Annotated in this window: 20 protein-coding genes and 1 other annotated feature (1 of these 21 cut by a window edge); of the genes, 2 read left to right on the forward strand and 18 right to left on the reverse strand. The window is 50.1% G+C overall.

The window, feature by feature from the left end:
• Positions 1-273: 273 nt before the first annotated feature.
• From P403_RS0102395 to P403_RS0102410, 4 genes are all read right to left on the reverse strand, one after another.
• The gene (locus tag P403_RS0102395; RefSeq protein ID WP_029330881.1) at positions 274-1,185 is read right to left on the reverse strand and encodes an FUSC family protein; all 912 of its coding nucleotides are present in this window, start codon (positions 1,183-1,185) and stop codon (positions 274-276) included.
• Positions 1,182-2,081, reverse strand: coding sequence for a DUF4097 family beta strand repeat-containing protein (locus tag P403_RS0102400; RefSeq protein ID WP_029330882.1), 900 nt, complete (start codon positions 2,079-2,081; stop codon positions 1,182-1,184). The genes P403_RS0102395 and P403_RS0102400 overlap by 4 nt, the downstream gene beginning before the upstream one ends.
• Before the next feature lie 201 nt (positions 2,082-2,282).
• On the reverse strand, positions 2,283-2,972 hold the full coding sequence (locus P403_RS0102405) for a metal-dependent hydrolase (protein ID WP_029330883.1): 690 nt from the start codon (positions 2,970-2,972) through the stop codon (positions 2,283-2,285).
• 35 nt (positions 2,973-3,007) lie between these two features.
• Positions 3,008-3,310: a winged helix-turn-helix transcriptional regulator gene (locus P403_RS0102410; RefSeq protein WP_029330884.1), complete on the reverse strand. Its 303-nt coding sequence runs from the start codon at positions 3,308-3,310 to the stop codon at positions 3,008-3,010.
• Positions 3,311-3,417: 107 nt separating this feature from the next.
• Between P403_RS0102410 and P403_RS0102415 the strand changes: the two genes are divergently transcribed.
• Complete coding sequence (locus P403_RS0102415; RefSeq protein ID WP_029330885.1) at positions 3,418-3,909, forward strand: lactoylglutathione lyase family protein; 492 nt, start codon at positions 3,418-3,420, stop codon at positions 3,907-3,909.
• Positions 3,910-3,911: 2 nt separating this feature from the next.
• Positions 3,912-4,883, forward strand: coding sequence for a zinc-binding dehydrogenase (locus P403_RS0102420; protein WP_029330886.1), 972 nt, complete (start codon positions 3,912-3,914; stop codon positions 4,881-4,883).
• A 205-nt stretch (positions 4,884-5,088) separates the two neighbouring features.
• Here P403_RS0102420 and P403_RS0102425 read toward each other — a convergent pair whose 3' ends face one another.
• The 14 genes from P403_RS0102425 to ileS all read right to left on the reverse strand — a co-directional run bounded on the left by P403_RS0102425 (position 5,089) and on the right by ileS (position 21,948).
• Positions 5,089-5,901, reverse strand: a complete 813-nt coding sequence (locus tag P403_RS0102425; RefSeq protein WP_029330887.1) for a GNAT family N-acetyltransferase — start codon at positions 5,899-5,901, stop codon at positions 5,089-5,091.
• 152 nt (positions 5,902-6,053) lie between these two features.
• A complete protein-coding gene (gene pyrE / locus P403_RS0102430; protein ID WP_029330888.1) occupies positions 6,054-6,686 on the reverse strand; it encodes an orotate phosphoribosyltransferase in 633 nt (210 codons plus the stop codon).
• Entirely contained in the window at positions 6,683-7,381 is a 699-nt protein-coding gene (gene pyrF, locus P403_RS0102435; RefSeq protein ID WP_029330889.1) for an orotidine-5'-phosphate decarboxylase, read from the reverse strand. Before pyrF ends, pyrE begins: the two co-directional genes overlap by 4 nt.
• Complete coding sequence (locus tag P403_RS0102440; RefSeq protein WP_029330890.1) at positions 7,356-8,285, reverse strand: dihydroorotate dehydrogenase; 930 nt, start codon at positions 8,283-8,285, stop codon at positions 7,356-7,358. The genes pyrF and P403_RS0102440 overlap by 26 nt, the downstream gene beginning before the upstream one ends.
• Complete coding sequence (locus tag P403_RS0102445) at positions 8,282-9,013, reverse strand: dihydroorotate dehydrogenase electron transfer subunit (protein WP_029330891.1); 732 nt, start codon at positions 9,011-9,013, stop codon at positions 8,282-8,284. Before P403_RS0102445 ends, P403_RS0102440 begins: the two co-directional genes overlap by 4 nt.
• Positions 9,010-12,222 (reverse strand): carbamoyl-phosphate synthase large subunit, encoded by a 3,213-nt coding sequence (carB, locus tag P403_RS0102450; RefSeq protein ID WP_029330892.1) that lies wholly within the window; start codon positions 12,220-12,222, stop codon positions 9,010-9,012. The genes P403_RS0102445 and carB overlap by 4 nt, the downstream gene beginning before the upstream one ends.
• Positions 12,215-13,303 carry a carbamoyl phosphate synthase small subunit gene (locus tag P403_RS0102455; protein WP_029330893.1) on the reverse strand — a complete coding sequence of 363 codons (1,089 nt, stop codon included), beginning with the start codon at positions 13,301-13,303 and terminating at the stop codon, positions 12,215-12,217. The genes carB and P403_RS0102455 overlap by 8 nt, the downstream gene beginning before the upstream one ends.
• Entirely contained in the window at positions 13,296-14,567 is a 1,272-nt protein-coding gene (locus tag P403_RS0102460; RefSeq protein ID WP_029330894.1) for a dihydroorotase, read from the reverse strand. Before P403_RS0102460 ends, P403_RS0102455 begins: the two co-directional genes overlap by 8 nt.
• A gap of 1 nt (position 14,568) precedes the next feature.
• Positions 14,569-15,483, reverse strand: a complete 915-nt coding sequence (locus tag P403_RS0102465) for an aspartate carbamoyltransferase catalytic subunit (protein ID WP_029330895.1) — start codon at positions 15,481-15,483, stop codon at positions 14,569-14,571.
• Positions 15,484-15,605: 122 nt separating this feature from the next.
• Positions 15,606-16,922 (reverse strand): uracil-xanthine permease family protein, encoded by a 1,317-nt coding sequence (locus P403_RS0102470; RefSeq protein WP_029330896.1) that lies wholly within the window; start codon positions 16,920-16,922, stop codon positions 15,606-15,608.
• A 52-nt stretch (positions 16,923-16,974) separates the two neighbouring features.
• Positions 16,975-17,505 (reverse strand): bifunctional pyr operon transcriptional regulator/uracil phosphoribosyltransferase PyrR, encoded by a 531-nt coding sequence (gene pyrR / locus P403_RS0102475; RefSeq protein WP_029330897.1) that lies wholly within the window; start codon positions 17,503-17,505, stop codon positions 16,975-16,977.
• Positions 17,506-17,742: 237 nt separating this feature from the next.
• Positions 17,743-18,666 carry an RluA family pseudouridine synthase gene (locus P403_RS0102480; protein ID WP_029330898.1) on the reverse strand — a complete coding sequence of 308 codons (924 nt, stop codon included), beginning with the start codon at positions 18,664-18,666 and terminating at the stop codon, positions 17,743-17,745.
• Positions 18,666-19,139, reverse strand: coding sequence for a signal peptidase II (lspA, locus tag P403_RS0102485; protein WP_029330899.1), 474 nt, complete (start codon positions 19,137-19,139; stop codon positions 18,666-18,668). Before lspA ends, P403_RS0102480 begins: the two co-directional genes overlap by 1 nt.
• 73 nt (positions 19,140-19,212) lie before the next feature.
• Entirely contained in the window at positions 19,213-21,948 is a 2,736-nt protein-coding gene (ileS, locus tag P403_RS0102490; protein ID WP_029330900.1) for an isoleucine--tRNA ligase, read from the reverse strand.
• 58 nt (positions 21,949-22,006) lie between these two features.
• Positions 22,007-22,205, reverse strand: a binding site (T-box leader) (it continues 28 nt past the right edge of the window).

A 22,205-nucleotide genomic window follows, 5' to 3' on the forward strand; every position in this document is an offset into this window, starting at 1 on the left:
TGTCGGAACGGTAGCGTCACACAAAAAAGATGGAACGTCACATTAAAGTGATGTTCCATCTGTAGACTGAAGACAAAGTGCAGTTTTTCTCTTAACGAGAAAGATTGTGCTTTTTTGTTCACCTCGAATCGTTATCCTGGGACAAGCATCGCCCCGCTTCACTCCGTTGCAGGGTCACTCCTGCTTGTTTTTCCTTAGGAGGCGATTTCGAGTGAACAAAACGATTCTCAACACTTTCTTTCAAGGTTAAAAGCGTACAATCGAGCACAACGTCTATTTCATCTTTTCGAGCTGTTCACGGTAATCCAGGAGATGTCCGTTGATGATATCTTTCGCTTCATTCACTTCTTCATCAAATGAGAACATCGATTGTTTCCGTTCATGCGAAAAAATCACATCATAATGATGACTCAACAAAAAGTCAATCTCTTGACCGAGCATTTTTTCTTGTTCATCCGTCATCGGGATATCTCGGTGACTGGCGATACTCTCAAGCAGTAACAGTAATTTATCTTCTAAATCGACGAGCTGTTTCAGTTCAATAAACGGTTCACTTTGTCCACTCGTCACGAGCGGATATTTTTGATCTTCTTGAAGCATCAACATCATCTCTTCATGTTTTAGCACTTGCTTACGGACTGCCAGCAGTTTTGTGTCGTCCTTAACGAGACTCCGCCAGTCCTCCATTAATTGTTGCGTCGTTTTTTTGACGAGCAACATTAAACGGTTTTCATAGTGCGGTGGGAAGACGATATAGTTGACCGCGACCGCCGATAAAACACCAACGACCGTCAACAGAGACCGTGTCAAGGCATAATGGACATAATCGGCAGTCGGACTTTCAAACATCAAAACGATGGCAAAGGCAGCAAACGTCGACATGTCCGTCCGACCAATCATCGAGTTGAAGACGAGCGACACGATAACGGCTAACCCAATCGTCAAGGGGTTTGCCCCTAACGTCGCAACGACTACGAGACCACAGACCAGACCTAAAATCGTTCCGAACACTCGATTAAAGAACATTTTAAAGGAGCGGTGAATCGTCGGTTGCATCGCAACGATTGCTGCGACGGCTCCCATTCCAGAATAGATGTCGAAGACGTACCAAGAGAAGCTGAGCGCAATCGCGACGGCGATCCCTGTCTTAATGGTACGGAGACCGATTCGAAATTGGATGTTCACTCGAGCGTCACCTGCCCGACTTCACTTTCAACCGTCACTTCCGGCTTTTCTTGTTTCGACAGCTCATAAATAGCTGCACTGTCGTCTTTTAATTTCGTGTAACGTTTTGCAGCTTTCACGTCTCCATCCGTTTCAACCGTAATTGTCCCAGCGGTTTTTGCAGGATTTAATCGAATCGCTCCATCAATCGTCTTGACGCTTAAATCAAGTTTCACACCATATTCGTCGAGTTTGACACTCTTTCCTGTGACATCAGCATGAACAGCATTCAAATCCTCGATGTCAACAGCTCCGCTCCCAATCAATGTCACGTCATCTGCGTTAATTTTATTCAGACGAATCGTCTCCGCGTCAAGCTGAATCACCTTGGCAAAAACGCCCATCCCTGTTAACGAGGCCGCATCGACATCGATTCGATTCATATAGCTAGGTAAACCAACTTCAATCTCATAATCCCCCGTTTTCAAGCTCGGGCGATTTCCGAATCGGGCCAGCCAGCCGTCACGTCCTGTCACGGTAATCGTATTTCCTGACATCCCGACTTTTAAGCGTTTTTTACTTGAAGCACTATCGACCAGTTTCAATTGAACATTCCCATCCGTGCTTCTAACGAAGTTGATGCTCGCGTTCGGCGCTTCGATTTGTAATGTTTTATAGCGGTTCGTCGTCTTGAACGTCTCACCACGAGATAAAGAATCTGTCGTAAGTAAGAGTGTCACCGCATATAGAAGAATAAGGGCTGATCCGACCGAAGCATATAGTATCCACGGACGGCGAACAGGCTTGCGCTGTCCAATTCTTTCAAAAGAATCATTTTGTTTTCGTCGTTTTGCTTTTAAACGTGTAAACGTCGACTGTTTTCGTTTTCGTTCTGATCTACTCGTTGTATCGTCCATCCGTTTACCTCCATCCAGTTCACTTCCATTATTCCGAATTTATGATTGTCCTGTCAACATCCTCTCTCCATCATACGAAAATCGTAAATATCTTGGCATCGGGCGGAAGAATGAACGGCGGTAAAAAAAAGGAAGAAGAAGAATCAGCTGAAATGATTCTCCTTCTCCCTTTAAGTTAGCGCTAATTTTTCAAAATCTGCGTTACAGTTCAAGCGATTCATCAATCGCTAAAGGATGACCTGTCTGCCCTTGCGCTTCAAGCTCATCACAAAAAGATTTGGCATCTTGTTTGATTAAATCGAATGTATCGTAATGAATCGGTACAACCGCGTTCGCCTGCAACATATCGGCAGCGATTAAGGCGTCTTCCGGTCCCATCGTGAAATTGTCGCCGATTGGTAAAAAGGCAAGATCAATGTCATGATGTGCCCCATACAGTGCTAAATCGCCGAACAACGCCGTATCTCCTGCATGGTACAGTAACTTATCTTCAATCGTCAGTAAGAAGCCAGCCGGCATTCCCATGTACATGATCGTCTGCTTCTCTTCATCAATGATGCTTGACGAATGGAAAGCTTGCGTCATTTTTACTTTTCCGAATGGAAATTCAAACTGACCGCCGATATTCATCGGATGAACATTCAACCCTTTAAAACTTAAATACGTCGCTAATTCATGTGTTGCGACAATCGTCGCACCCGTCGACTTCGCAATCGTTTCCGCATCCGCCATATGATCGGCATGGGCGTGGGTCAAAAGAATAAAATCTGCTTTGACGTCTTCCGGTTTTGTCATCGCTTTGTCATTCCCACTAAAGAACGGGTCAATCACGATATGTTGCCCATTCGTTTCAATCGTTACCGTTGACTGTCCGTGATATGTCACTTTCATTTAAAAGACCTCCCCTAGCAAATAATCGGAACGAATTATATTTTCCCCTCTCCCCAAGCACATAAACCTTTCATCGCCGGTTGAAGCGTAAATGCAGCGTCCGTCAGTCGGTACTCGACATGAAGGACCGCTTCATCGAATTCAATCCGTTCGACCATGCCGAGACGTTCGAGCTCCTTCAATTGATCCGTCAACACCTTCCTTGAGATGCCCGGAATCGACCGATGCAATTCTAGAAAACGTTTCGGACCGTCCTCTAACGTGCAATATAACTGTGGGCGCCATTTTCCACCAATGATTTCGAGCGCTCGATTAACTGGAAATTGTTCTGTCGTCATTACTTTTCGTCTCTCCTTCAAGTAGTTACTTCAAAGTGCGTACTATGCAATCGAGTGTATCGTAAGTTACCGTTAGCGTAAATCAAAAAGCAAAGGAGACAACAAACATGACTTACCCACGTAATTTTTCACACATCGGACTTTCGGTCCCAGATTTAGAGGCAGCTATTACGTTTTATTCGGAGGTTATGGGATGGTACGTCATCATGGAACCATCTGATGTCGTTGAAGACGATTCCCCAATCGGCGTCATGTGTACGGACGTATTTGGAGCAGGATGGGGAAAATTCCGCATCGCGCATATGGCGACAGGCGACCGGATCGGCATCGAACTCTTTGAATTCCCGAACAATGAACAACCAGAAAATAACTTCGAATTCTGGAAAACAGGTATTTTCCATTACGCGATTCAAGACCCGGATATTGAAGGCATGGTCGAAAAAATTGTGGCTCACGGTGGCAAACAACGGATGCCGATCCGTGAATACTACCCAGGTGAAAAACCATACCGGATGGTGTACTGTGAAGATCCGTTCGGTAACCTCGTCGAACTCTATTCGCACTCATATGAATTAACATACTCGGAAGGAGCCTATTAACTATGAAAGCATGGCTTAATCAAGAAGGAACAGGTATTGAAGATTGGCAGTATCGTGACGTCGAAGTTCCCCAAATAGACTCGCATGAAGCATTGATTCGTGTTAAAGCCGTCGCTCTGAATCCTGTCGATTACAAAGCGACGAACAATCCTGCTTGGACGTTTCCGCATATCCCGGGTGTCGATTTAGCTGGAATCGTCGAACAGGTCGGTGCAGACGTAGGTGATTTATCGGTCGGAGACCGCGTGGCGATTCATACGAACCTTCAAAAAAATGGAGCGTTCGCGGAATATGCCGCAGTCGACGCCCGCGCACTTGCTATCATTCCGGAAGACGTCAGCTTTACCGATGCCGCAGCCATTCTCTGCGCCGGGATGACGGCTTATGAAGCAATCCATCAAAAGATGAATACGACAGATAAACAGACGATTCTCATCCATGCTGGCGCCGGTGGTGTTGGCGGATTCGGTATCCAGCTTGCGAAACGGCTTGGCTTACGTGTCGTGACGACCGCGTCGACGGAAAATCATGACTGGGTCAAACGGTTAGGGGCTGACTTAGCGATCGATTACAAACAGGAGAACGTCACCGATGTGATTCGCGACTGGACGGATGGACGTGGTGTCGATTTAATCTTGAATACGGTCGGACGGACAGAAGCGACGGACGATTTAGGACGGCTCGCCTTTTCCGGTCAACTCGCTTATATCGCCGGCGGTCCCGATTTGTCGATCGTCAAACCGTTTACGTTATCACCGTCGATTCATGAAGTTGCGCTTGCCGCTGCTTACGCGAGTCAAAATGACCGCGCGATCCGTAATCTTGGTCAGATGGCGGCAGCATTACTCGAGCTCGTCCAACAGAACGCACTCGATCCACTCGTCACCGATGTCATCCCAGCCGATCAACTGGTCGAAGGGCTAAAGCGGTTGGCAGAACGACACGTCCGCGGTAAAATCATCGCGACGTTTTAAGTAGGCAACGTCCAAAATTGAAACGCCGATGCTTCCATTTCTCAGACGGCAGCATCGGCGTTTTTATATTTATCATGATTTGATGCATAGCTGTAACAGTTCAACAACAATCCTCATCCCGTGTTGAAAAAATCATCCGCTTTGCCCGCACCAAACTGGAAAAAGCTTACGTTCCGTTGTCAAAGACAAACAGACCGACTCTTGACTACCGGTATTTATCGGTTTTTGTGATTTGTAACGAGCGACCGACGAGTTGAAAACCGATTGCTTGATAGATTTTATTGGACGTCGGGTTCGACCAGTCCGTATAAAGGGTGATCATCGGGTACGCTTGCTTTAATAAGTAGATGCAGACACAAGCCACGAGATCAGAAGCAAGCCCCTGCCCTCTAAGTTCCGGCGGTGTGTAGACGTAAGAGACGGTCACGCCTGACGCCGTCGGCCGACTAGCCGATGCCATCGCGATCAGACGGTCCCCGTCGAACAGACCAAATAACGTCTGCATTGAACGATGGCGACGAATCGTCTGTTCATTTTGAAGACGATTCCGCTCCGTCACGGCTAATGCACCGGTCTCGCAAATGAAGTCCCATCCGAACGAGACGGCTTGGTCGACAGCCTGGTCGTCAACAAGGCGAAAAACGTAGTTGAGTCGCGGCGGCGGTGTCACGTGATGTAAGGCATACATGCCTTGATCCATCTTCACACGGTATTTCGTATGCGGCGCAAGAAGCGGCTTGACGAGGGCATGTTCTCCGACATATCCCTTACAGTCAAAAATCCGGGCTAGTTTTCGCATGCTTGGATCAGAAAACGCATCACCGGCTAAAATTGCTTGTTCTTCAATCGTTTGTAGGATGATGATTTTTCGGTCGTCTTCTTCAGCAATCGCCATCAAAAGTGGCGTATCCCCCCGTTCCAAGATACCGAGCGGCAATTGGTGGACCTCACTGCGCTGTTCAAGGAACGGAACAGCCACGCGTTTAAAACTCTCATAATCCCGATAATGCGTTACCATCTGAAGCGACCTCCTTTGTTCTACAACTAGTGTAACAAAAAAAGTTTCCCCCCCACATGACATGTAAAAAAACATTCATCTAAAATCGTCAAGGCTCCTCATCCTTCCGGATCAGGAGCCTTTATTTACAATGCGGTATCTGATTCACTCAATCAAATCGTCGCTGTGAAACGTTCACTCCAAGCAACTGGATCAACGGACCACGCGAGCAGTTGTGTCTGTTCGTCCCTCGAGATTGCACTTGTCGCAACTGCCGTTTCGAGTAACTCCGAAAAATTCAGTAGCGATGTCGCCTTCAGATTCGCTGCCGTTAAATTAGCTTGTAAACGACTCATGCCATAGGAGAAGATGGCTTGAATCTGCACGACTTCCGCCCCTGCCTGTTGCAAAGCTTCCGCCGCTTCAATCGATGATTTACCTGTCGATAACAAATCTTCGATGACAACGACGCGTTGCCCCGGTTTGATGCGCCCTTCGATTTGATTCCCTTTTCCATGCTGTTTGGCACTACCTCGGACATAGACCATCGGTAAGTTGAGTCGGTCCGCGACGAGCGCGGCGTGTGGAATACCCGCTGTCGCTGTCCCTGCGATGACGTCGACTTGTAACGATTTGACCTGTTGCGTCAATAAATCGGCAATCATCGAACGGACTTCCGGACTCGACAATGTCAGACGATTATCACAGTAGATTGGTGAACGGAGTCCGCTCGCCCAGGTGTACGGTTGACTTGGTGAAAGTGTGACGGCTTCGATTTCAAGTAATGCAGTCGCTAATTGATTCATTGTCGGATCCCCTTCCATTGTGCCAGTAAGTCTTCATACATCGCTGCCGGATCATCCGCCTGCGTGATGGCGCGTCCGATGACAAGATCCGTCGCTCCCGCATCGCGGGCAAATTCAACCGTTGCGATTCGTTTTTGATCATGCGCCGCTGTCCCTGCCGGTCGAATCCCTGGTGTGACGAGTTGAAATCCATCGCGACAACTCGGCTTGATTTTTTCAACATCAAGTGCTGAACAGACAACTCCGTCTAAGCCGGCTTGTTCGGCTAGTTGTGTATATGCGACGACGACGGCTTCTAACGGTTCACGAATCAGTAATTGTTCGACCATCGCCTGATCCGTCGACGTCAATTGTGTCACGGCAATCAACCGGGTGCTAGCAGCTGTTTCGTCTAACCCTTCCCGTGCCGCACGCATCATTTCGAGTCCTCCCGCAGCATGAACATTCGTCAACTCAACGCCGAGCTGACCGATGACACGGAGGGTTCGTCGCGCCGTTTCCGGGATATCATGGACCTTCAAGTCTAAAAAGACGGCATGTCCCCGTTCGACCAATTGTCGAACGAACGCCGGCCCTTCGGCGTAATAGAGTTCCATGCCAACTTTGACAGCAGGTCGGACTGGACCGAATTTTTCTAAAAATCGAGTGACGTGTAATCCTGACGGAAAATCAAGCGCGATGTAAAGCTGCCCCATATGCGTTCCCCCTAATGTCTAAAATATGTTCGATCCCGAGTTCGTCCATTCGTTTCGGAAGAGCCGCAATCAACTCTTGGCAAATGAACGGATTGACGAAGTTTGCCGTCCCAACCGCTACTGCCGATGCACCTGCATAAATCATTTCCAGCACATCATCGACCTCCATGACGCCGCCCATCCCGATGATTGGGATCTCGACGACTTGTGCGACATCATGAATCATTCGGATGGCAACGGGTTTGATGGCGGGGCCAGATAGACCGCCAATCCGATTTGCGAGAATCGGTTGACCGGTCCGGACATCAATTCGCATCCCGACTAGCGTGTTGATCATCGTCAATCCGTCCGCTCCTGCCTGTTCGACGGCCTGTGCCATCTCGACGATTGACGTGACGTTCGGTGACAGTTTGACGTAGACGGGTTTATCCGACACTGCTTTGACACGGCGCGTTAATTCTGCTGCCATCTTTGGGTCCGTTCCGAACTGCAGTCCGCCGGATTTGACGTTCGGACAAGAAATATTCAACTCGATTGCTTTGACGACCGAATTTTGACTGATTAATCGAGTGACCGTTTCGTATTCTTCCGGTGTCGATCCGGCGACATTTGCAATGATTTCCGTGTCGAACTGGCCTAAGAACGGTAACTTCGTTTCGATGATGCCTTCGACGCCCGGGTTTTGCAATCCGATTGCGTTCAACATTCCCATTCCGCTCTCCGCAACTCGGGGAGTTGGGTTTCCGTACCGCTCCTCGCCCGTCGCCGCCTTAATCATGATGCCACCAAGGACAGATAAATCGTAGAACTTGGCAAACTCTTCCCCGAAGCCGAAGCACCCGGACGCTGGCATGATGGGATTTTTCAAATTCAATCCCGGTAACGTGACCGCTAATCGATTCATAATATCACCGCTTCCGCCCGAAAGACTGGACCATCGGAACATGTCTTGACGTAGTTTCCGTCCGGCGTCTTACAGACACAGGCGAAACAAGCACCAATCCCACAACCCATCCGGTTTTCGATTGACAGGAAACGATCTTGAATCGGGACCGTTTGCAAGGAACGTAACATCGGTTCCGGACCACACGCGAGTAACGTATCGAACCGCTCTGGTGTCAGTGCCGCCGTCACAAATCCTTGAACACCTGCCGTCCCGTCGACCGTCGTAATCGTTGTCGGCCCGAGCTTTTTAAACGCCTCTTCGTAAAACACACTGGCTGCCGTATCAAACCCTAGAATCGCTTCACACGTCACCCCACGTTCAACGAGTTTACGCATCGTATAATACAGTGGTGGAACACCGATCCCCCCACCAACGAGGACAACGCGACTCGTCGGCTCAATCAAGTTCACCGGGAAACCGTTCCCGAGTGGTCCGAGGGCATCGACGAAATCGCCAGGCCGTAAGGAAGCGAGTTCTTTTGTCCCTTGACCAATCTCCTTGAATAAAAAAGTGATGAGATCGCCTTCGACATTCGCGATTGAAATCGGACGCCGTAATAACGGACCGACACGCAGGTGCATGAAGCGACCCGGCTCAATCTTTTTTACCTCCGGCATACGACAAATCAATTCTGTCGCACCAACTGCGACCTTCTTCGTTGAGACGACCGTTAGGAGTTCAATCATCGCGTCACCGCCTTTTTCATATGCGTGAATGCTTGAATCGAGCTCGCTTCGAATGAGAGACTCTCAATGACTCGGAGTAGGGCTTCTGCCGTATCGAGTGATGTCAGACAGACGACGTTGTTTTCTGCGGCTGCCCGGCGAATGATGAACCCATCTTTCGTCACTTGGGAATCGCGACTCATCGTGTTGATGACATACTCGACTTCTGCTTTTTCGATTAAATCAAGCATCGATCCTTGATCGGAACCAATCTTGCCGACGACCTGGACGGCTAACTCATGTTCTGCCAGGAAACTGGCTGTTCCGGCTGTCGCGAGCAATGTGAATCCGAGTGCTGCAAACCGTTTAGCGAGACCCAGCATTTCTTGTTTATCTTGGTCAGCGACCGTCATCAAGATGCGACCATGTTCAGGAATCGCCATTCCGGAAGCGAGTAACCCTTTATAGAGTGCTTTCTCGAGCGTCCGGTCCGTTCCGATGACTTCACCGGTCGACTTCATTTCCGGTCCGAGTGACGGATCCACTTCCTTCAGTTTCGCGAAGGAGAAGACCGGTACTTTGACGGACACGAGCTCCTCTTCCGGCAGGAGACCGCTTGTCAGTCCGTAAGACGCGAGGGTCTCGCCTAAGATGACGTTCGTCGCGAGACGTGCGACCGGTAATCCCGTTACTTTTGAGATGAATGGTACAGTCCGACTCGCCCGCGGGTTGACTTCAAGGACATAGAGCTCCCCGTCCGCAAAGACGAACTGGATGTTGAGCAATCCTTTGATGCGGAATGCTTTTGCGATGCGCGTCGTATAATCAACGATTTGATCTTTAATCGCTTGCGCGACACGTTGCGGGGGATAGACCCCGATCGAGTCCCCGGAGTGGACACCCGCGCGTTCGATGTGCTCCATGATACCCGGGATGACGACATCTTCACCGTCACAAATCGCATCCACTTCAAGCTCCATTCCCGTCAAGTAACGGTCGACGAGGACCGGTCGTTCCGGGGAGGCGATGACGGCATGTTTCATATAATGTTCGAGCTCTTGTTGCCCGTAGACGATTTCCATCGCGCGTCCACCGAGGACATAAGAGGGGCGGACGAGGACAGGATAGCCGAGAACCGCTGCCGCTGCCGTCGCTTCTTCGACCGTGACCGCTGTTTTCCCGGGCGGTTGTGGTATCTCAAGTTTTGTCAAAGCGGCTTCGAATTGTTTCCGGTCTTCTGCCATATCAAGGTCTTCTAACGCCGTCCCGAGAATCTTGACCCCTTCGTCAGCGAGCGACTCGGCTAAGTTGATGGCAGTTTGCCCGCCGAACTGGACGATGACGCCGATTGGTTGTTCATTTCGGATGACTTCGAGGACATCTTCTGTCGTCAGTGGTTCAAAGTAAAGCCGGTCCGAAATCGAGAAGTCGGTCGAGACCGTTTCCGGGTTGTTGTTGACGATGATCGCTTCATACCCCGCTTCGCGAATCGCTTGAATCGAGTGGACCGTCGCATAGTCGAATTCGACCCCTTGTCCAATCCGGATCGGCCCGGAACCGAGTACAAGAATCGATGGACGTGTCGTCGGTGCAGCTTCATTTTCGACTTCATACGTCCCGTAGTAATACGGTGTATCGGACGCGAACTCTGCTGCACATGTATCGACCATCTTGTAGACGGGATGAATCTGTTCTTGATTTCGCATATGGCGAATCACGGTCTCACTTTTCTTCGTGATCCGACCAATCATCGCATCGCTGAATCCGTAACGTTTTGCGTGTAATAAACGGTCGCGTGTCAGCTCTTCGCGTGCCAACTCCTGTTCAATTCGGAAGATATGGTGTAATTTCTCCAAAAACAGCCGGTCGATGCTCGTCCATTCGTGGATTTGTTCGACCGAATAACCCCGCTCGATTCCCGCGTAAAGGGCGAATAACCGTTCATCCGTTGCTTTGACGATGTACTGGTTGAGTGTCACTTCATCCATGTCGAGGAAACGGTCCATCCGGAGATCCGACATCCCGATTTCGAGCGAGCGGACTGCCTTCAGCAAGGCTTCTTCCATCGTCCGCCCCATCGCCATGACTTCGCCTGTCGCCTTCATCTGCGTCCCAAGCGTCCGGTCTGCCGATTCGAACTTATCAAACGGCCAGCGCGGAATCTTCGCGACGACGTAGTCGAGTGCGGGTTCAAACGAGGCAAAACTCGTTTCCGTAATCGGATTCTTCAGTTCCGATAAGGCATAACCGACAGCAATTTTTGCCGCAAGTTTTGCAATCGGATAACCTGTCGCCTTTGATGCCAAAGCCGACGAGCGTGACACGCGTGGGTTCACTTCGATGACGTAGTAGTCAAAACTATGCGGATCAAGTGCAAACTGGATGTTACATCCGCCTTCGATGCCAAGGGCACGGATGATGTCGAGCGAGACATTCCGCATCATCTGATAATCGCGGTCGGACAGCGTTTGGGTTGGAGCAAAGACAATCGAGTCGCCCGTATGGACGCCGACCGGGTCAAAGTTTTCCATCGCACAGACGATGATCGCTTGGTTCGTCGCGTCACGCATGACTTCGAACTCAACTTCTTTCATTCCGGCAATCGATTTCTCGAGCAAAACTTGGTTCGCCGGACTCGCTTTGATACCGCCCTCGACGATTCGGACGAACTCGTCCATCGTCTCGGCAATCCCGCCGCCTGTCCCACCGAGCGTATAAGCCGGTCGAATGATGATCGGTAGACCGATTTTCGCGCAAAATTGTTCCGCTTCTTCTACTGTATGAACGATTTCACTTTCCGGGACACCGTGTCCACGTCTGAACATCAATTTTCTGAACAAATCACGATCTTCCGCCTCTTCAATCGCGGACAGTTTCGTTCCGAGCAGTTCAACACCATATTCAGCCAAAACGCCGAGTCGATCGAGTTCGACCGCGAGATTCAATCCCGTCTGCCCACCGAGTGTCGCAAGCAAGGCATCCGGACGTTCCTTGCGGATGATCCGGGAAACGAACTCCGCTTGGAGCGGTTCGATGTAAACCCGGTCCGCGACAGTCGGGTCTGTCATGATCGTTGCGGGGTTCGAGTTCACGAGGATGACTTCGTAACCTTCCTCCTTGAGTGCTTGGCACGCTTGTGTTCCGGCATAATCAAACTCTGCTGCTTGTCCGATGACGATTGGACCTGATCCGATAACGAGAATCTTCTGGATATCTTGACGTTTAGGCATGAGTGACCTCCTGTTGGTTCGTGATTTCTGTTAAAAACTGATCGAATAAATCATTGGCATCCATTGGACCGGGTGACGCTTCCGGGTGATATTGAACAGAGAAGACGGGTTCCGTCCGGTGTCTGACACCTTCGACCGTCCCATCATTGATCGCGACGTGTGTGACGATTAACTCGAATCCATTCAATGATTGTTCGTCGACGGCGTAGCCATGATTTTGTGAGGTGATACTGACATGACCGGTTTGAAGATCTTGAACCGGGTGATTGGCACCGCGATGGCCAAACGGTAACTTGAACGTATCTGCGCCGTGCGCAAGCGCAATCAATTGATGACCGAGACAAATGCCGAAGATGACGATTTTCCCTGTCAACTCTTGAATCAAGGGAATCGCTGTTGGAACGTCTTTCGGATTCCCGGGACCGTTCGATAACATCATGCCGTCCGGTTGATAACGCAAGACTTCCTTCGCCGTAACATTGTACGGTACGACGACCACTTCGCAACCGCGGCGGACGAGTTCACGGACGATTCCGAGCTTCGCACCAAAATCGACGAGGACAATCCGCGGACCGGCACCCGGGATGATGTACGCCCGTTCCGTCGAAGCACGTTGCACTTGATCCGTTGCGAGCGGCATGTTGTGCAAGCGCTCTAATTGATCGGCGAGATTAAATTCACCATCGACGAGCAATCCCCGCATGACACCTTTCGATCGTAAGTGCCGCGTCAGTTGACGTGTATCGACGCCGGTTAAGCCCGGAATATCGAATTCTTCTAAGGCCTCTGCCAACGACGATTGGGAGCGGAAGTTCGACGGAGTATGGCAGACTTCACGGACGATGAGTGCTTTCGCGAGTGGTCGCGTCGTTTCGTAATCTTCCCGGTTGATGCCATAGTTTCCGATTAAGGGATTCGTCAAAACGATCATCTGGTCACAATAGGATGGATCAGATAATATTTCCTGGTAGCCCGTCATCCCTGTCTGGAAGACGACTTCTCCCATCGTGACGCGTGTTGCGCCAAACGCTGTCCCTTCGAACGTCATACCATCTTCTAAAATGAGTGTCCGTTTAGACATGTGCCGTTTCCCCCTTGAATACGATTTTTCCAGCGACGAGTGTCATGACAGGGTATCCTGTCAGTAACTGCCCCGCGAACGGTGTATTTTTTCCTTTTGAATAAAAGCGTTTTGGCTCAACCGGTCGGACGGTCTCTAAATCAAGCAACACGAGATCTGCCGGTGCGCCGACTTCCAAGCGACCATACGGTAAGTCGAACAAGGCGGCAGGCTTGCGTGTCAAGGCATCGACTAAGTCGCTTAGCGTCATCTGGTTCGTTTGAACAAGTTTCGTATAAAGTAGTGGAAAGGCTGTCTCGAAGCCCGTAATTCCAAATGGTGCCCGCTCGATACCGAGTGCTTTTTCATCGGCTGCGTGCGGCGCATGATCGGTTGCGACACAATCAATCGTGCCGTCGCGTAACCCTTCGAGCAGTGCCGCCCGGTCCGCCTTACTCCGAAGGGGCGGATTCATTTTAAAGTTCGGATCCTGCCCCTCGATGTCATTTTCCGTCAGGACGAGATGATGCGGTGTCACTTCTGCCGTGACACGGATTCCTGCCCGTTTGGCATCACGAATGACCCGGACCGATTCTTTTGTCGAGACATGACAGACATGATAATGGCAGCCGGTCGCTTCTGCGATTAAAACGTCGCGTGCGATGTGGATACTTTCCGCAAGTGACGGAATGCCCTGCAATCCTTCCCGTTCACTATACGCACCTTCATGGACAGAGCCAGCTTTCAGCGTATCGTCCTCACAATGGGCGACGACCGTCTTCCCTAGTTTTGCGGCGCGGCGCATCGCTTCTCGCATGACGGCGGCACTTTGTACGCCGACGCCGTCATCTGTAAACGCAAAGGCATCCGTTAGTTCTTCAAACGCGACGAGTTCTTGTCCTAGCTGATTTTTTGAAATCGCCGCATAAGGCAAAACCCGGACAGACGCCGTTTCTTCGATTTTCTTGAACAAGGCGTCTAACGTCTCGCGATCGTCCGGAACAGGACGCGTATTCGGCATCGGGCAGATTGTCGTGAATCCGCCGGCTGCGGCGGCTGCCGTTCCCGTTGCAATCGTTTCTTTATGTTCGCCACCCGGTTCGCGGAGATGAACATGGATATCGACGAAGCCTGGTGCTACCAAGCGGTTGCTTGCATCGATGACTTGCTCGTCCGCCCGCGGCGCAGCGTCGAGATCCGTAATCAAGCCATCCTCGATGCGAATGCTTGATTGTTGCAATTGTCCGTTTTGATACCATGTTGCGTGATCGATACGTAGTGTCATATTAAATCGCTCCTTCAGTTGAGTTAGGATGAAACGCACGTTCTAAAATCGCCATTCGGGCGAACACACCATTTTTCATCTGCTCGAAGATTCGTGACTGGGTATGTTCGACCAGTTCGTCCGCAATCTCGATTCCGCGATTGACGGGTGCCGGGTGTAAGATGATTGCTTCCGGTCGGACCCGGCGCATCCGGTCGAGTGTCAAACCATATTGTTCGTGATACGTTTCTTCGAGCTCCATCGCTTGATTGTGCCGTTCCTGCTGAACCCGGAGTAACATGATGATGTCACTTTGCTCGATTGCCTCGTCAATCGGGACATAGGCAATCCCCATCGTCTCGTCAAACCATTCCGGTGGACCGGAACCGATGACGGTCGCCCCAAGCCGTTGCAACACGTCTGCGTTCGACCGGGCGACCCGGCTATGCCGTAAGTCTCCACAGATGACGACCGTTTTCCCGTGAATATGACCGAACACTTCATACATCGTCATCAAATCGAGTAACGACTGGGACGGATGTTGACCACTCCCATCGCCCGCATTGATGATTGGAATCGTCAACTGCTCCATCAGCGCGTGGTAGTATCCTGTCTCCTGATGGCGAATGACAAGGACTTCGACCCCGAGTGCCTCGAGTGTTTTACATGTATCGAGTAACGTTTCTCCTTTTTGGACGGACGATGTCGTCGTCTCAAACGGCAGGACATGCATTCCTAAGCGATGTTCCGCCATCTCGAATGAACAGCGTGTCCGTGTCGAATTTTCAAAGAACAGGTTGGCGATCGTTTTATTCGCAAAGGTTTTTGACGGTTGTCCATGTTTCAACTCAAGCGCCCGTTCAATCAACTGCTCGATTTCTAGAACCGAGAGCCGGTCGAGACTGACGAAATCGGGACTCACTGGTTGGGTTTTCATCTCGTTCACTCCTTTTTCGGCCGCAAAAAAGCGCACCTTCTGATGTGAAGGTGCGCTGAAGAAAGCAGATGAACATCTGCAATCTACAAGGGCCTCCACTTTATCGTCCTCTCGGGAACGTCTTAAAAGTCGTTAGCTGCTCGTTTCGATTGTAAAGGTGTTTCTTCGATGTCGACTTCTTCCTGTGCCGCCTTCGGTAAAATCAAGTTCAGGACAACTCCGAGGATGGTGGCGAGTGCCATTCCTTCTAATGAGAAGTTACCGACTTTCAAAGCTGCACCGCCGATGCCGATGACCAAGATGACGGCCGTGATCGTCAAGTTTCGTTTATCTGCTAAATCGACCTTACTTTCGACAATCGTCCGGAGACCGTTCGAGGCGATGACCCCGAACAAGAGGATGCTGATGCCGCCCATGACGGGTGTCGGAATCGTTTTAATGAAGCCTTCGACGTATCCAAGGAATCCGAAGCTGATCGCAAGTAATGCTGCGCCACCGAGGACAAACACGCTGTAGACACGCGTAATCGCCATGACACCGTTGTTTTCGCCGTATGTCGTGACAGGTGGACCACCGAGCATCGAAGCGACTGTTTTGGCAATTCCGTCTCCAAGCACGGTCCGGTGCATTCCTGGATCAAGGAGCGTCTCGCGCCCAATGATGCGGGAAGTGACCTTTTGTTCGCCGATATGTTCCGTCAACGTGACGAGTGTGACCGGAACGATCAGGGCGAGTGCAGCCCAGTTCAAGGTCGGTGAATAGTCGAGGAACGGAATCGTAAAGTCAGGTAGATGGAAGAATGTTGCCTCGCGCAGTGGTGCGAAATCAACGATCCCGCTGATTGCTGCGACGAGGTATCCGGCGAGAATGCCGAACAAAATCGGTACCGTACTCCACATGCCTTTAAAGTATGTCATCGCGAGGAGCGTAACAGCGAGCGTCGTCAAGGCGACGAAGAAGAACAAGCCGTTATATGTGCCATCCGCTCCGTTCATTGCCATACTGACAGCCGTTGGGGCAAGCGATAGACCGATGACCATGATGACTGGACCGATGACGACCGGCGGAAGCAGTTTCATCAACCAGGAGACGCCTGTGTACGTGATGATTAAGGAGACAAGTCCATAGACAAGTCCAGCGACCATCCCGCCGACCAGTGCATCTTCGACACCCCAGCGTTCGCTGACGGCGATGATTGGGACGATGTAGGCAAAACTAGAACCAAGGTATGTGGGGACTTTAAAACGGGTGACGGCGAGGAAAATCAACGTGCCGACTCCGCTCGCGACGAGTGCGACAGAGGTGTTTAATCCCGTAAGTAACGGAACGAGCACCGTCGCACCAAACATCGCAAAGACATGTTGGAGGCTGAGCATCAGCCATTGAAGAGGATGTTTCGGTAATTCACGGACTTCAAGAATTGCTTTATGTTTTGACATGAGAGCATCTCCCTTTCTGGTCTCTCTGGACCACGTTAAAGGTATTTTTGTTTTAACGTTTAATGAATACTTGATCAGCATCGTCGACTTCTGATAAGGCGACAACGACTTGTTCTTCGCGTGACGTCGGAACGTTCTTACCGATGAAGTCTGGTCGAATCGGGAGTTCCCGGTGACCTCGGTCAACGAGGACAGCTAACTGAATCATGCTTGGCCGACCATGATCGACGAGTGCGTCCATTGCCGCGCGGACCGTCCGTCCCGTGTACAGGACATCATCGACGAGCACCACGATTTTTCCTGTGACATCTTCCGGCATCTCGGACCCTTTGATTTCCGGCTCGAGGCTTTTCTTCGAGAGATCATCGCGGTACATCGAGATGTCGACGACACCGAGTAACACGGCTTTTCCTTCAATCTCTTCAATCCGACGGGCAAGGCGTCTCGCAAGTGTTTCACCTCGCGTCTTGATACCGACGATCATCAATTCTTCAATCCCTTTGTTGCGCTCGATGATTTCATGGGCGATTCGTGTTAAGGCACGACTGATTGCCGCTTCATCTAAAATGATGGCTGGTTTCATGGCTTCTCCTTTCATAAAAAAACCTCCTGCTTAATCGGCAGGAGGTTGTTGAAGACAGATGTGTACATAGCAAAGCCATGTGTTTACACGTATTACGGTGTCTCCCTTTCGTAGCCTCTCCGGACTCGATTAAAGGTGTTCTAATTGGGTAGGATCGTCACGCGGACGACCGATTTGGTGAGGCTGATGTCTCGCATCGCTCTCTAGGTGTTACTCTACCGTTTTATCAGAAAAACGTCAAGACTCTAATTCAAGTTTTTTCAACTGACTGATCTCAAACGTCATTTCTTCTGGGAGTGGTGCTTCGAACGATAACCATTCGCCAGTCCGTGGATGTTCGAATCCGAGAACCGCTGCGTGTAGCGCTTGCCCGTTCATCTTCATCGTCTTCCGCGGTCCATATTTCGGATCACCTGCGAGCGGGAATCCGATATAGCGCATGTGGACACGAATTTGGTGAGTCCGTCCTGTTTCGAGTTTACACTCAACGACCGTAAAGCCTTCATACCGATCGAGGACACGGAAATGCGTGACCGCTGCTTTTGAGTTTTTGTCCGTGACCGTCATCCGTTGACGGTCATTTTTATCACGACCGACCGGTGCTTCAATCGTTCCGAGTTCATGGGGAATCTCGCCATGGACAAGCGCGATATAAAGACGTTCCGTCGTCTTATCTTTTAATTGTTGCGCAAGCGATTCATGGGCTAAATCATTTTTAGCGACCATCAAGAGACCCGATGTATCTTTATCGATCCGGTGAACGATTCCTGGTCGTTTGACCCCATTGATGCCTGAGAGGTCTTGACAGTGATGGAGCAACGCATTAACGAGTGTTCCTGACACATGTCCTGCTGCCGGGTGAACGACCATGCCTTTTAGTTTATTGATGACGATGACATCACTGTCTTCGTAAACGACATCTAGCGGAATGTCTTCCGGTAAGATTTCGAGTTCGACGGCTTCCGGGATATGCACGGTGATGCTTTCCGTTCCCGTCATCTTATAGTTCGGTTTCACGATGCGTCCGTCTACTTCGACGTGCCCCGCCTTTAACCAGTCTTGCACTTGCGAACGCGACCACTCTTGTTGTTCAGCCAACCATTTATCGATTCGCCCTGTCGCGCCTTTTGCTTCGACCGTCCATACTTGTTGTTCATTCATTAATCAATCGTTCCCTTCTTCGTCAAACGCTCTTCGAACATGACGCTAATCAGCATCAAAATCACTCCAAATGTCAAGCAGACGTCTGCGACATTAAAGATCGGAAAATTATAGCCGAACGGATAAAAGTGTAAGAAATCAACGACTTCCCCACGCGCCATCCGGTCAATGAAATTTCCGATCGCTCCACTCAGTAGTAAAGCGACACTCCAAGCAAATACTTTGTTTTTTGTTCCTTCTTTGTACAGAAAATAAATCAGACCCACAACGACGAGAACCGTCACGATGAAGAAGAAGCCGAATTTTCCTTCAAGCATTCCCCATGCCGCTCCACGATTGCGGTATGAATTGAGATAAAAGAAATTTGGAATGACTTCAATCACTTGACCAATCGTCATCTGCTGGATGACGATCCATTTTGTCAATTGATCCACTCCTACGAGTAAAGCAGCAATCACTAAGTAAAGCCACATTCTGTTTTCCCCCACATCAAAAAATAATGAGGGGCAGCTACGAAGTCGCAGTAGCCGCCCCTCCCCTTATTCATTATAAAGAATTGACGACCGCAGTACAACGAGGACAAAGTGTCGGATGAGCCGGATCTTGACCAAGTTCAGTCGAATATGTCCAGCAACGTTCACATTTCTCGCCGTCCGCTTTTAAAACAGTGATTGCCGTCGTCTCATAGTTACGTTCTGCCGAGTCGACAAAATCGATGTGTGAGACTTGAAGCAGTTGTTCAAGATGGTCGATTGTCGCAAGCAATGCTTTCGTTTCGTCATTCGGTGCGAGCTCGAGTTTGGCTTCGAGCGTTTTCCCGACGAGCTTCTCTGCCCGCGCTTCTTCAAGCGCCTTCAAGACATCATCGCGGAAGACGAGGAACGCGTTCCATTTCGCGATCAATGCAAGTCCTTCTTCCGATACGTCGACTGCTTCCGGTAGATCCGTCAAGAAGATACTTGCCGTCTCGACACCAGGAACGAATTCCCATGCTTCGTCTGCCGTATGCGGTAAGACAGGTGCCATCAATTGTAACAATGTCACGACGGTATCATACATGACCGTTTGCACGGCACGACGCGCCGGTGCATCTGCTTGTTCGATATACAAGATGTCTTTCGTGTAGTCGAGGTAGAACGAAGACAGGTCAAGGACACAGAAGTTATGCAACAGTTGGTAAACTGCCATGAAATCGTACGCATCATAGGCTTTTTTGACTTTGCCGACTAATTGATCGAGCTTCGTCCGCATGAAACGGTCTGCTTCCGGTAAATCTTCAAACGCAACACGATGTGCCGTGTGATCGAATTGATCGAGGTTTCCGAGCAGGAAACGGACCGTGTTCCGGATTTTACGGTATGATTCTGACACTTGTTTAAAGTTGTCCATCGATGCCCGAACATCTGATTGATAATCGACTGACGCAACCCACAGACGAAGAATCTCAGCACCGAATTGTTGCATGATTTGGATTGGGGCAATCGTATTCCCGATCGACTTCGACATCTTCCGTCCTTGACCGTCTAATACGAAACCATGACTGACGACTGCTTTATACGGTGCTTTTCCAGTTGTCGCAACAGCTGTCGACAGCGATGAGTTGAACCAGCCACGGTATTGATCCGAACCTTCGAGGTAAAGATCAGCCGGACGCTCGAGTTCTGGACGCGTCGCCAGCACACCGGCATGTGACGAGCCGGAATCGAACCAGACATCCATGATGTCTGTTTCTTTTTTGAACTGACCATTCGGACTTGCCGGGTGCGTAAAGCCTTCCGGCAATAAGTCGATTGCTTCGCGTTCGTACCAAACGTTCGAACCGTGTTCTGCGAACAAGTTCGCGATGTGGTCGATTGTTTCCGGTGTAACGATTTCTGTTCCGTCTTCTGCATAGAAGATTGGAAGTGGCACGCCCCATGCCCGTTGACGCGAGATGACCCAGTCGCCACGATCTTTAAACATGTTGTGCAGACGTGTTTCTCCCCATGCCGGTACCCACTGAACATCTTTGATTTCTTCGAGGATTTCCGCACGGAAGTCTTTAATCGACGCGAACCATTGTGGTGTTGCCCGGAAGATGACCGGTTTTTTCGTCCGCCAGTCGTGCGGATACGAGTGTTTGATGAAAGATAGTTTCAACAATGCGCCCGCTTTTTCTAACGCAAGACCGACTTCTTTATTCGCATCTTCATAGAACATGCCTTCGAATCCCGGTGCTTCCGCCGTCATGACCCCTTTATCATCGACCGGGCAGAGGACGTCGAGTCCGTATGCTTGTCCGATGCGATAGTCATCTTCCCCGTGTCCAGGTGCCGTGTGCACGACGCCGGTTGCTTCCGCCGTAACATGATCACCGAGCATGACGAGTGATTCACGGTCGTAGAGTGGGTGTTTGGCTTTCATGTATTCGAAATCTGCTCCATTGAAGACACGACCGACTGTCGCTTCTTCCCATCCGAGTGCCTCGATGACTTCAGGAACAAGCGCCTCTGCGACGATGTAACCTTTTCCTTCGTACTCGATCCGGGCATACGTGAGTTCCGCACTGACAGAGATTCCGAGGTTTGCAGGAATCGTCCACGGCGTCGTCGTCCAGATGACGAAGTGATCGGTTGGCTCTAAGATGTTATTTCCTTCTAAGACAGGGAACGCAACATAGATGGCAGCAGAACGTTTATCATGGTATTCGATTTCTGCTTCTGCCAGTGCCGACTCAGAAGAAGGTGACCAGTAGACTGGTTTTTTTCCTTTATAGATATAGCCTTTGTTCGCCATGTCACCGAAGAGGCGAATTTGCGCCGCTTCAAATTCCGGTTGGAGCGTGATGTATGGATTATCATAATCACCGAGAACACCTAAACGCTTAAACTGTTCACGCTGATGATCGACTTGTTCGAGCGCATATTTCGCACACAATTCGCGGAATTCAGCGACAGACATCGTCTTCCGGTCGACGCCTGATTTTTGGAGCGCTGTTTCAATCGGTAACCCATGTGTATCCCAACCCGGTACGTACGGTGAACGGAAACCATTCATCGATTTGTAACGGACGACGATATCTTTTAAGACTTTGTTTAATCCGTGCCCCATGTGGATATCACCGTTTGCGTATGGTGGTCCATCATGAAGGATGAAGGTTGGTTTTCCAGCATTTTTTTCTTGAACTGCTTGATATAAGTTCATCTCGTTCCAACGTGCCTGCATGTCTGGCTCACGTTTCGGCAAGTTACCTCGCATTAGAAATTCAGTTTTCATCATCAATAATGTATCTTTGTACTCCATCTGGCATTCCCTCACTTCTTTTAATTTAACATACAAAAAAAGCCAAACACATCCCTGGTATAGGGACGAGCTTGGCTTGAACTCGCGGTACCACCCTACTAGTAGTTCAACCGTACGAACTACCACTTAAGAGCCCGATAACGGGGGCGAATCGGTGCGACTTACTTAATGGTTCAGTCTCACACTCGAAGGGGATATCCATTCTCACTTACTGTTCGGGCTCACACCAGTCCCCGATTCGCTTGCAGCAGTCTGAG

It is taken from the genome of Exiguobacterium oxidotolerans JCM 12280, from assembly GCF_000702625.1.
In the GTDB taxonomy this organism is placed as follows: domain Bacteria; phylum Bacillota; class Bacilli; order Exiguobacteriales; family Exiguobacteriaceae; genus Exiguobacterium_A; species Exiguobacterium_A oxidotolerans.

What these genes read in the sequence shown, in the direction of transcription:
- P403_RS0102445 (WP_029330891.1), bottom strand. Translation starts at nt 9,013, where the DNA reads ATGATTGAACTCCTAACGGTCGTCTCAACGAAGAAGGTCGCAGTTGGT.
- P403_RS0102415 (WP_029330885.1), top strand. Translation starts at nt 3,418, where the DNA reads ATGACTTACCCACGTAATTTTTCACACATCGGACTTTCGGTCCCAGAT.
- P403_RS0102465 (WP_029330895.1), bottom strand. Translation starts at nt 15,483, where the DNA reads ATGAAAACCCAACCAGTGAGTCCCGATTTCGTCAGTCTCGACCGGCTC.
- P403_RS0102460 (WP_029330894.1), bottom strand. Translation starts at nt 14,567, where the DNA reads ATGACACTACGTATCGATCACGCAACATGGTATCAAAACGGACAATTG.
- P403_RS0102400 (WP_029330882.1), bottom strand. Translation starts at nt 2,081, where the DNA reads ATGGACGATACAACGAGTAGATCAGAACGAAAACGAAAACAGTCGACG.
- P403_RS0102405 (WP_029330883.1), bottom strand. Translation starts at nt 2,972, where the DNA reads ATGAAAGTGACATATCACGGACAGTCAACGGTAACGATTGAAACGAAT.
- P403_RS0102410 (WP_029330884.1), bottom strand. Translation starts at nt 3,310, where the DNA reads ATGACGACAGAACAATTTCCAGTTAATCGAGCGCTCGAAATCATTGGT.
- P403_RS0102420 (WP_029330886.1), top strand. Translation starts at nt 3,912, where the DNA reads ATGAAAGCATGGCTTAATCAAGAAGGAACAGGTATTGAAGATTGGCAG.
- lspA (WP_029330899.1), bottom strand. Translation starts at nt 19,139, where the DNA reads ATGTGGCTTTACTTAGTGATTGCTGCTTTACTCGTAGGAGTGGATCAA.
- carB (WP_029330892.1), bottom strand. Translation starts at nt 12,222, where the DNA reads ATGCCTAAACGTCAAGATATCCAGAAGATTCTCGTTATCGGATCAGGT.
- pyrF (WP_029330889.1), bottom strand. Translation starts at nt 7,381, where the DNA reads ATGGGGCAGCTTTACATCGCGCTTGATTTTCCGTCAGGATTACACGTC.
- P403_RS0102425 (WP_029330887.1), bottom strand. Translation starts at nt 5,901, where the DNA reads ATGGTAACGCATTATCGGGATTATGAGAGTTTTAAACGCGTGGCTGTT.
- P403_RS0102480 (WP_029330898.1), bottom strand. Translation starts at nt 18,666, where the DNA reads ATGAATGAACAACAAGTATGGACGGTCGAAGCAAAAGGCGCGACAGGG.
- pyrE (WP_029330888.1), bottom strand. Translation starts at nt 6,686, where the DNA reads ATGAATCAATTAGCGACTGCATTACTTGAAATCGAAGCCGTCACACTT.
- P403_RS0102470 (WP_029330896.1), bottom strand. Translation starts at nt 16,922, where the DNA reads ATGTCAAAACATAAAGCAATTCTTGAAGTCCGTGAATTACCGAAACAT.
- ileS (WP_029330900.1), bottom strand. Translation starts at nt 21,948, where the DNA reads ATGGAGTACAAAGATACATTATTGATGATGAAAACTGAATTTCTAATG.
- P403_RS0102455 (WP_029330893.1), bottom strand. Translation starts at nt 13,303, where the DNA reads ATGTCTAAACGGACACTCATTTTAGAAGATGGTATGACGTTCGAAGGG.
- P403_RS0102440 (WP_029330890.1), bottom strand. Translation starts at nt 8,285, where the DNA reads ATGAATCGATTAGCGGTCACGTTACCGGGATTGAATTTGAAAAATCCC.
- pyrR (WP_029330897.1), bottom strand. Translation starts at nt 17,505, where the DNA reads ATGAAACCAGCCATCATTTTAGATGAAGCGGCAATCAGTCGTGCCTTA.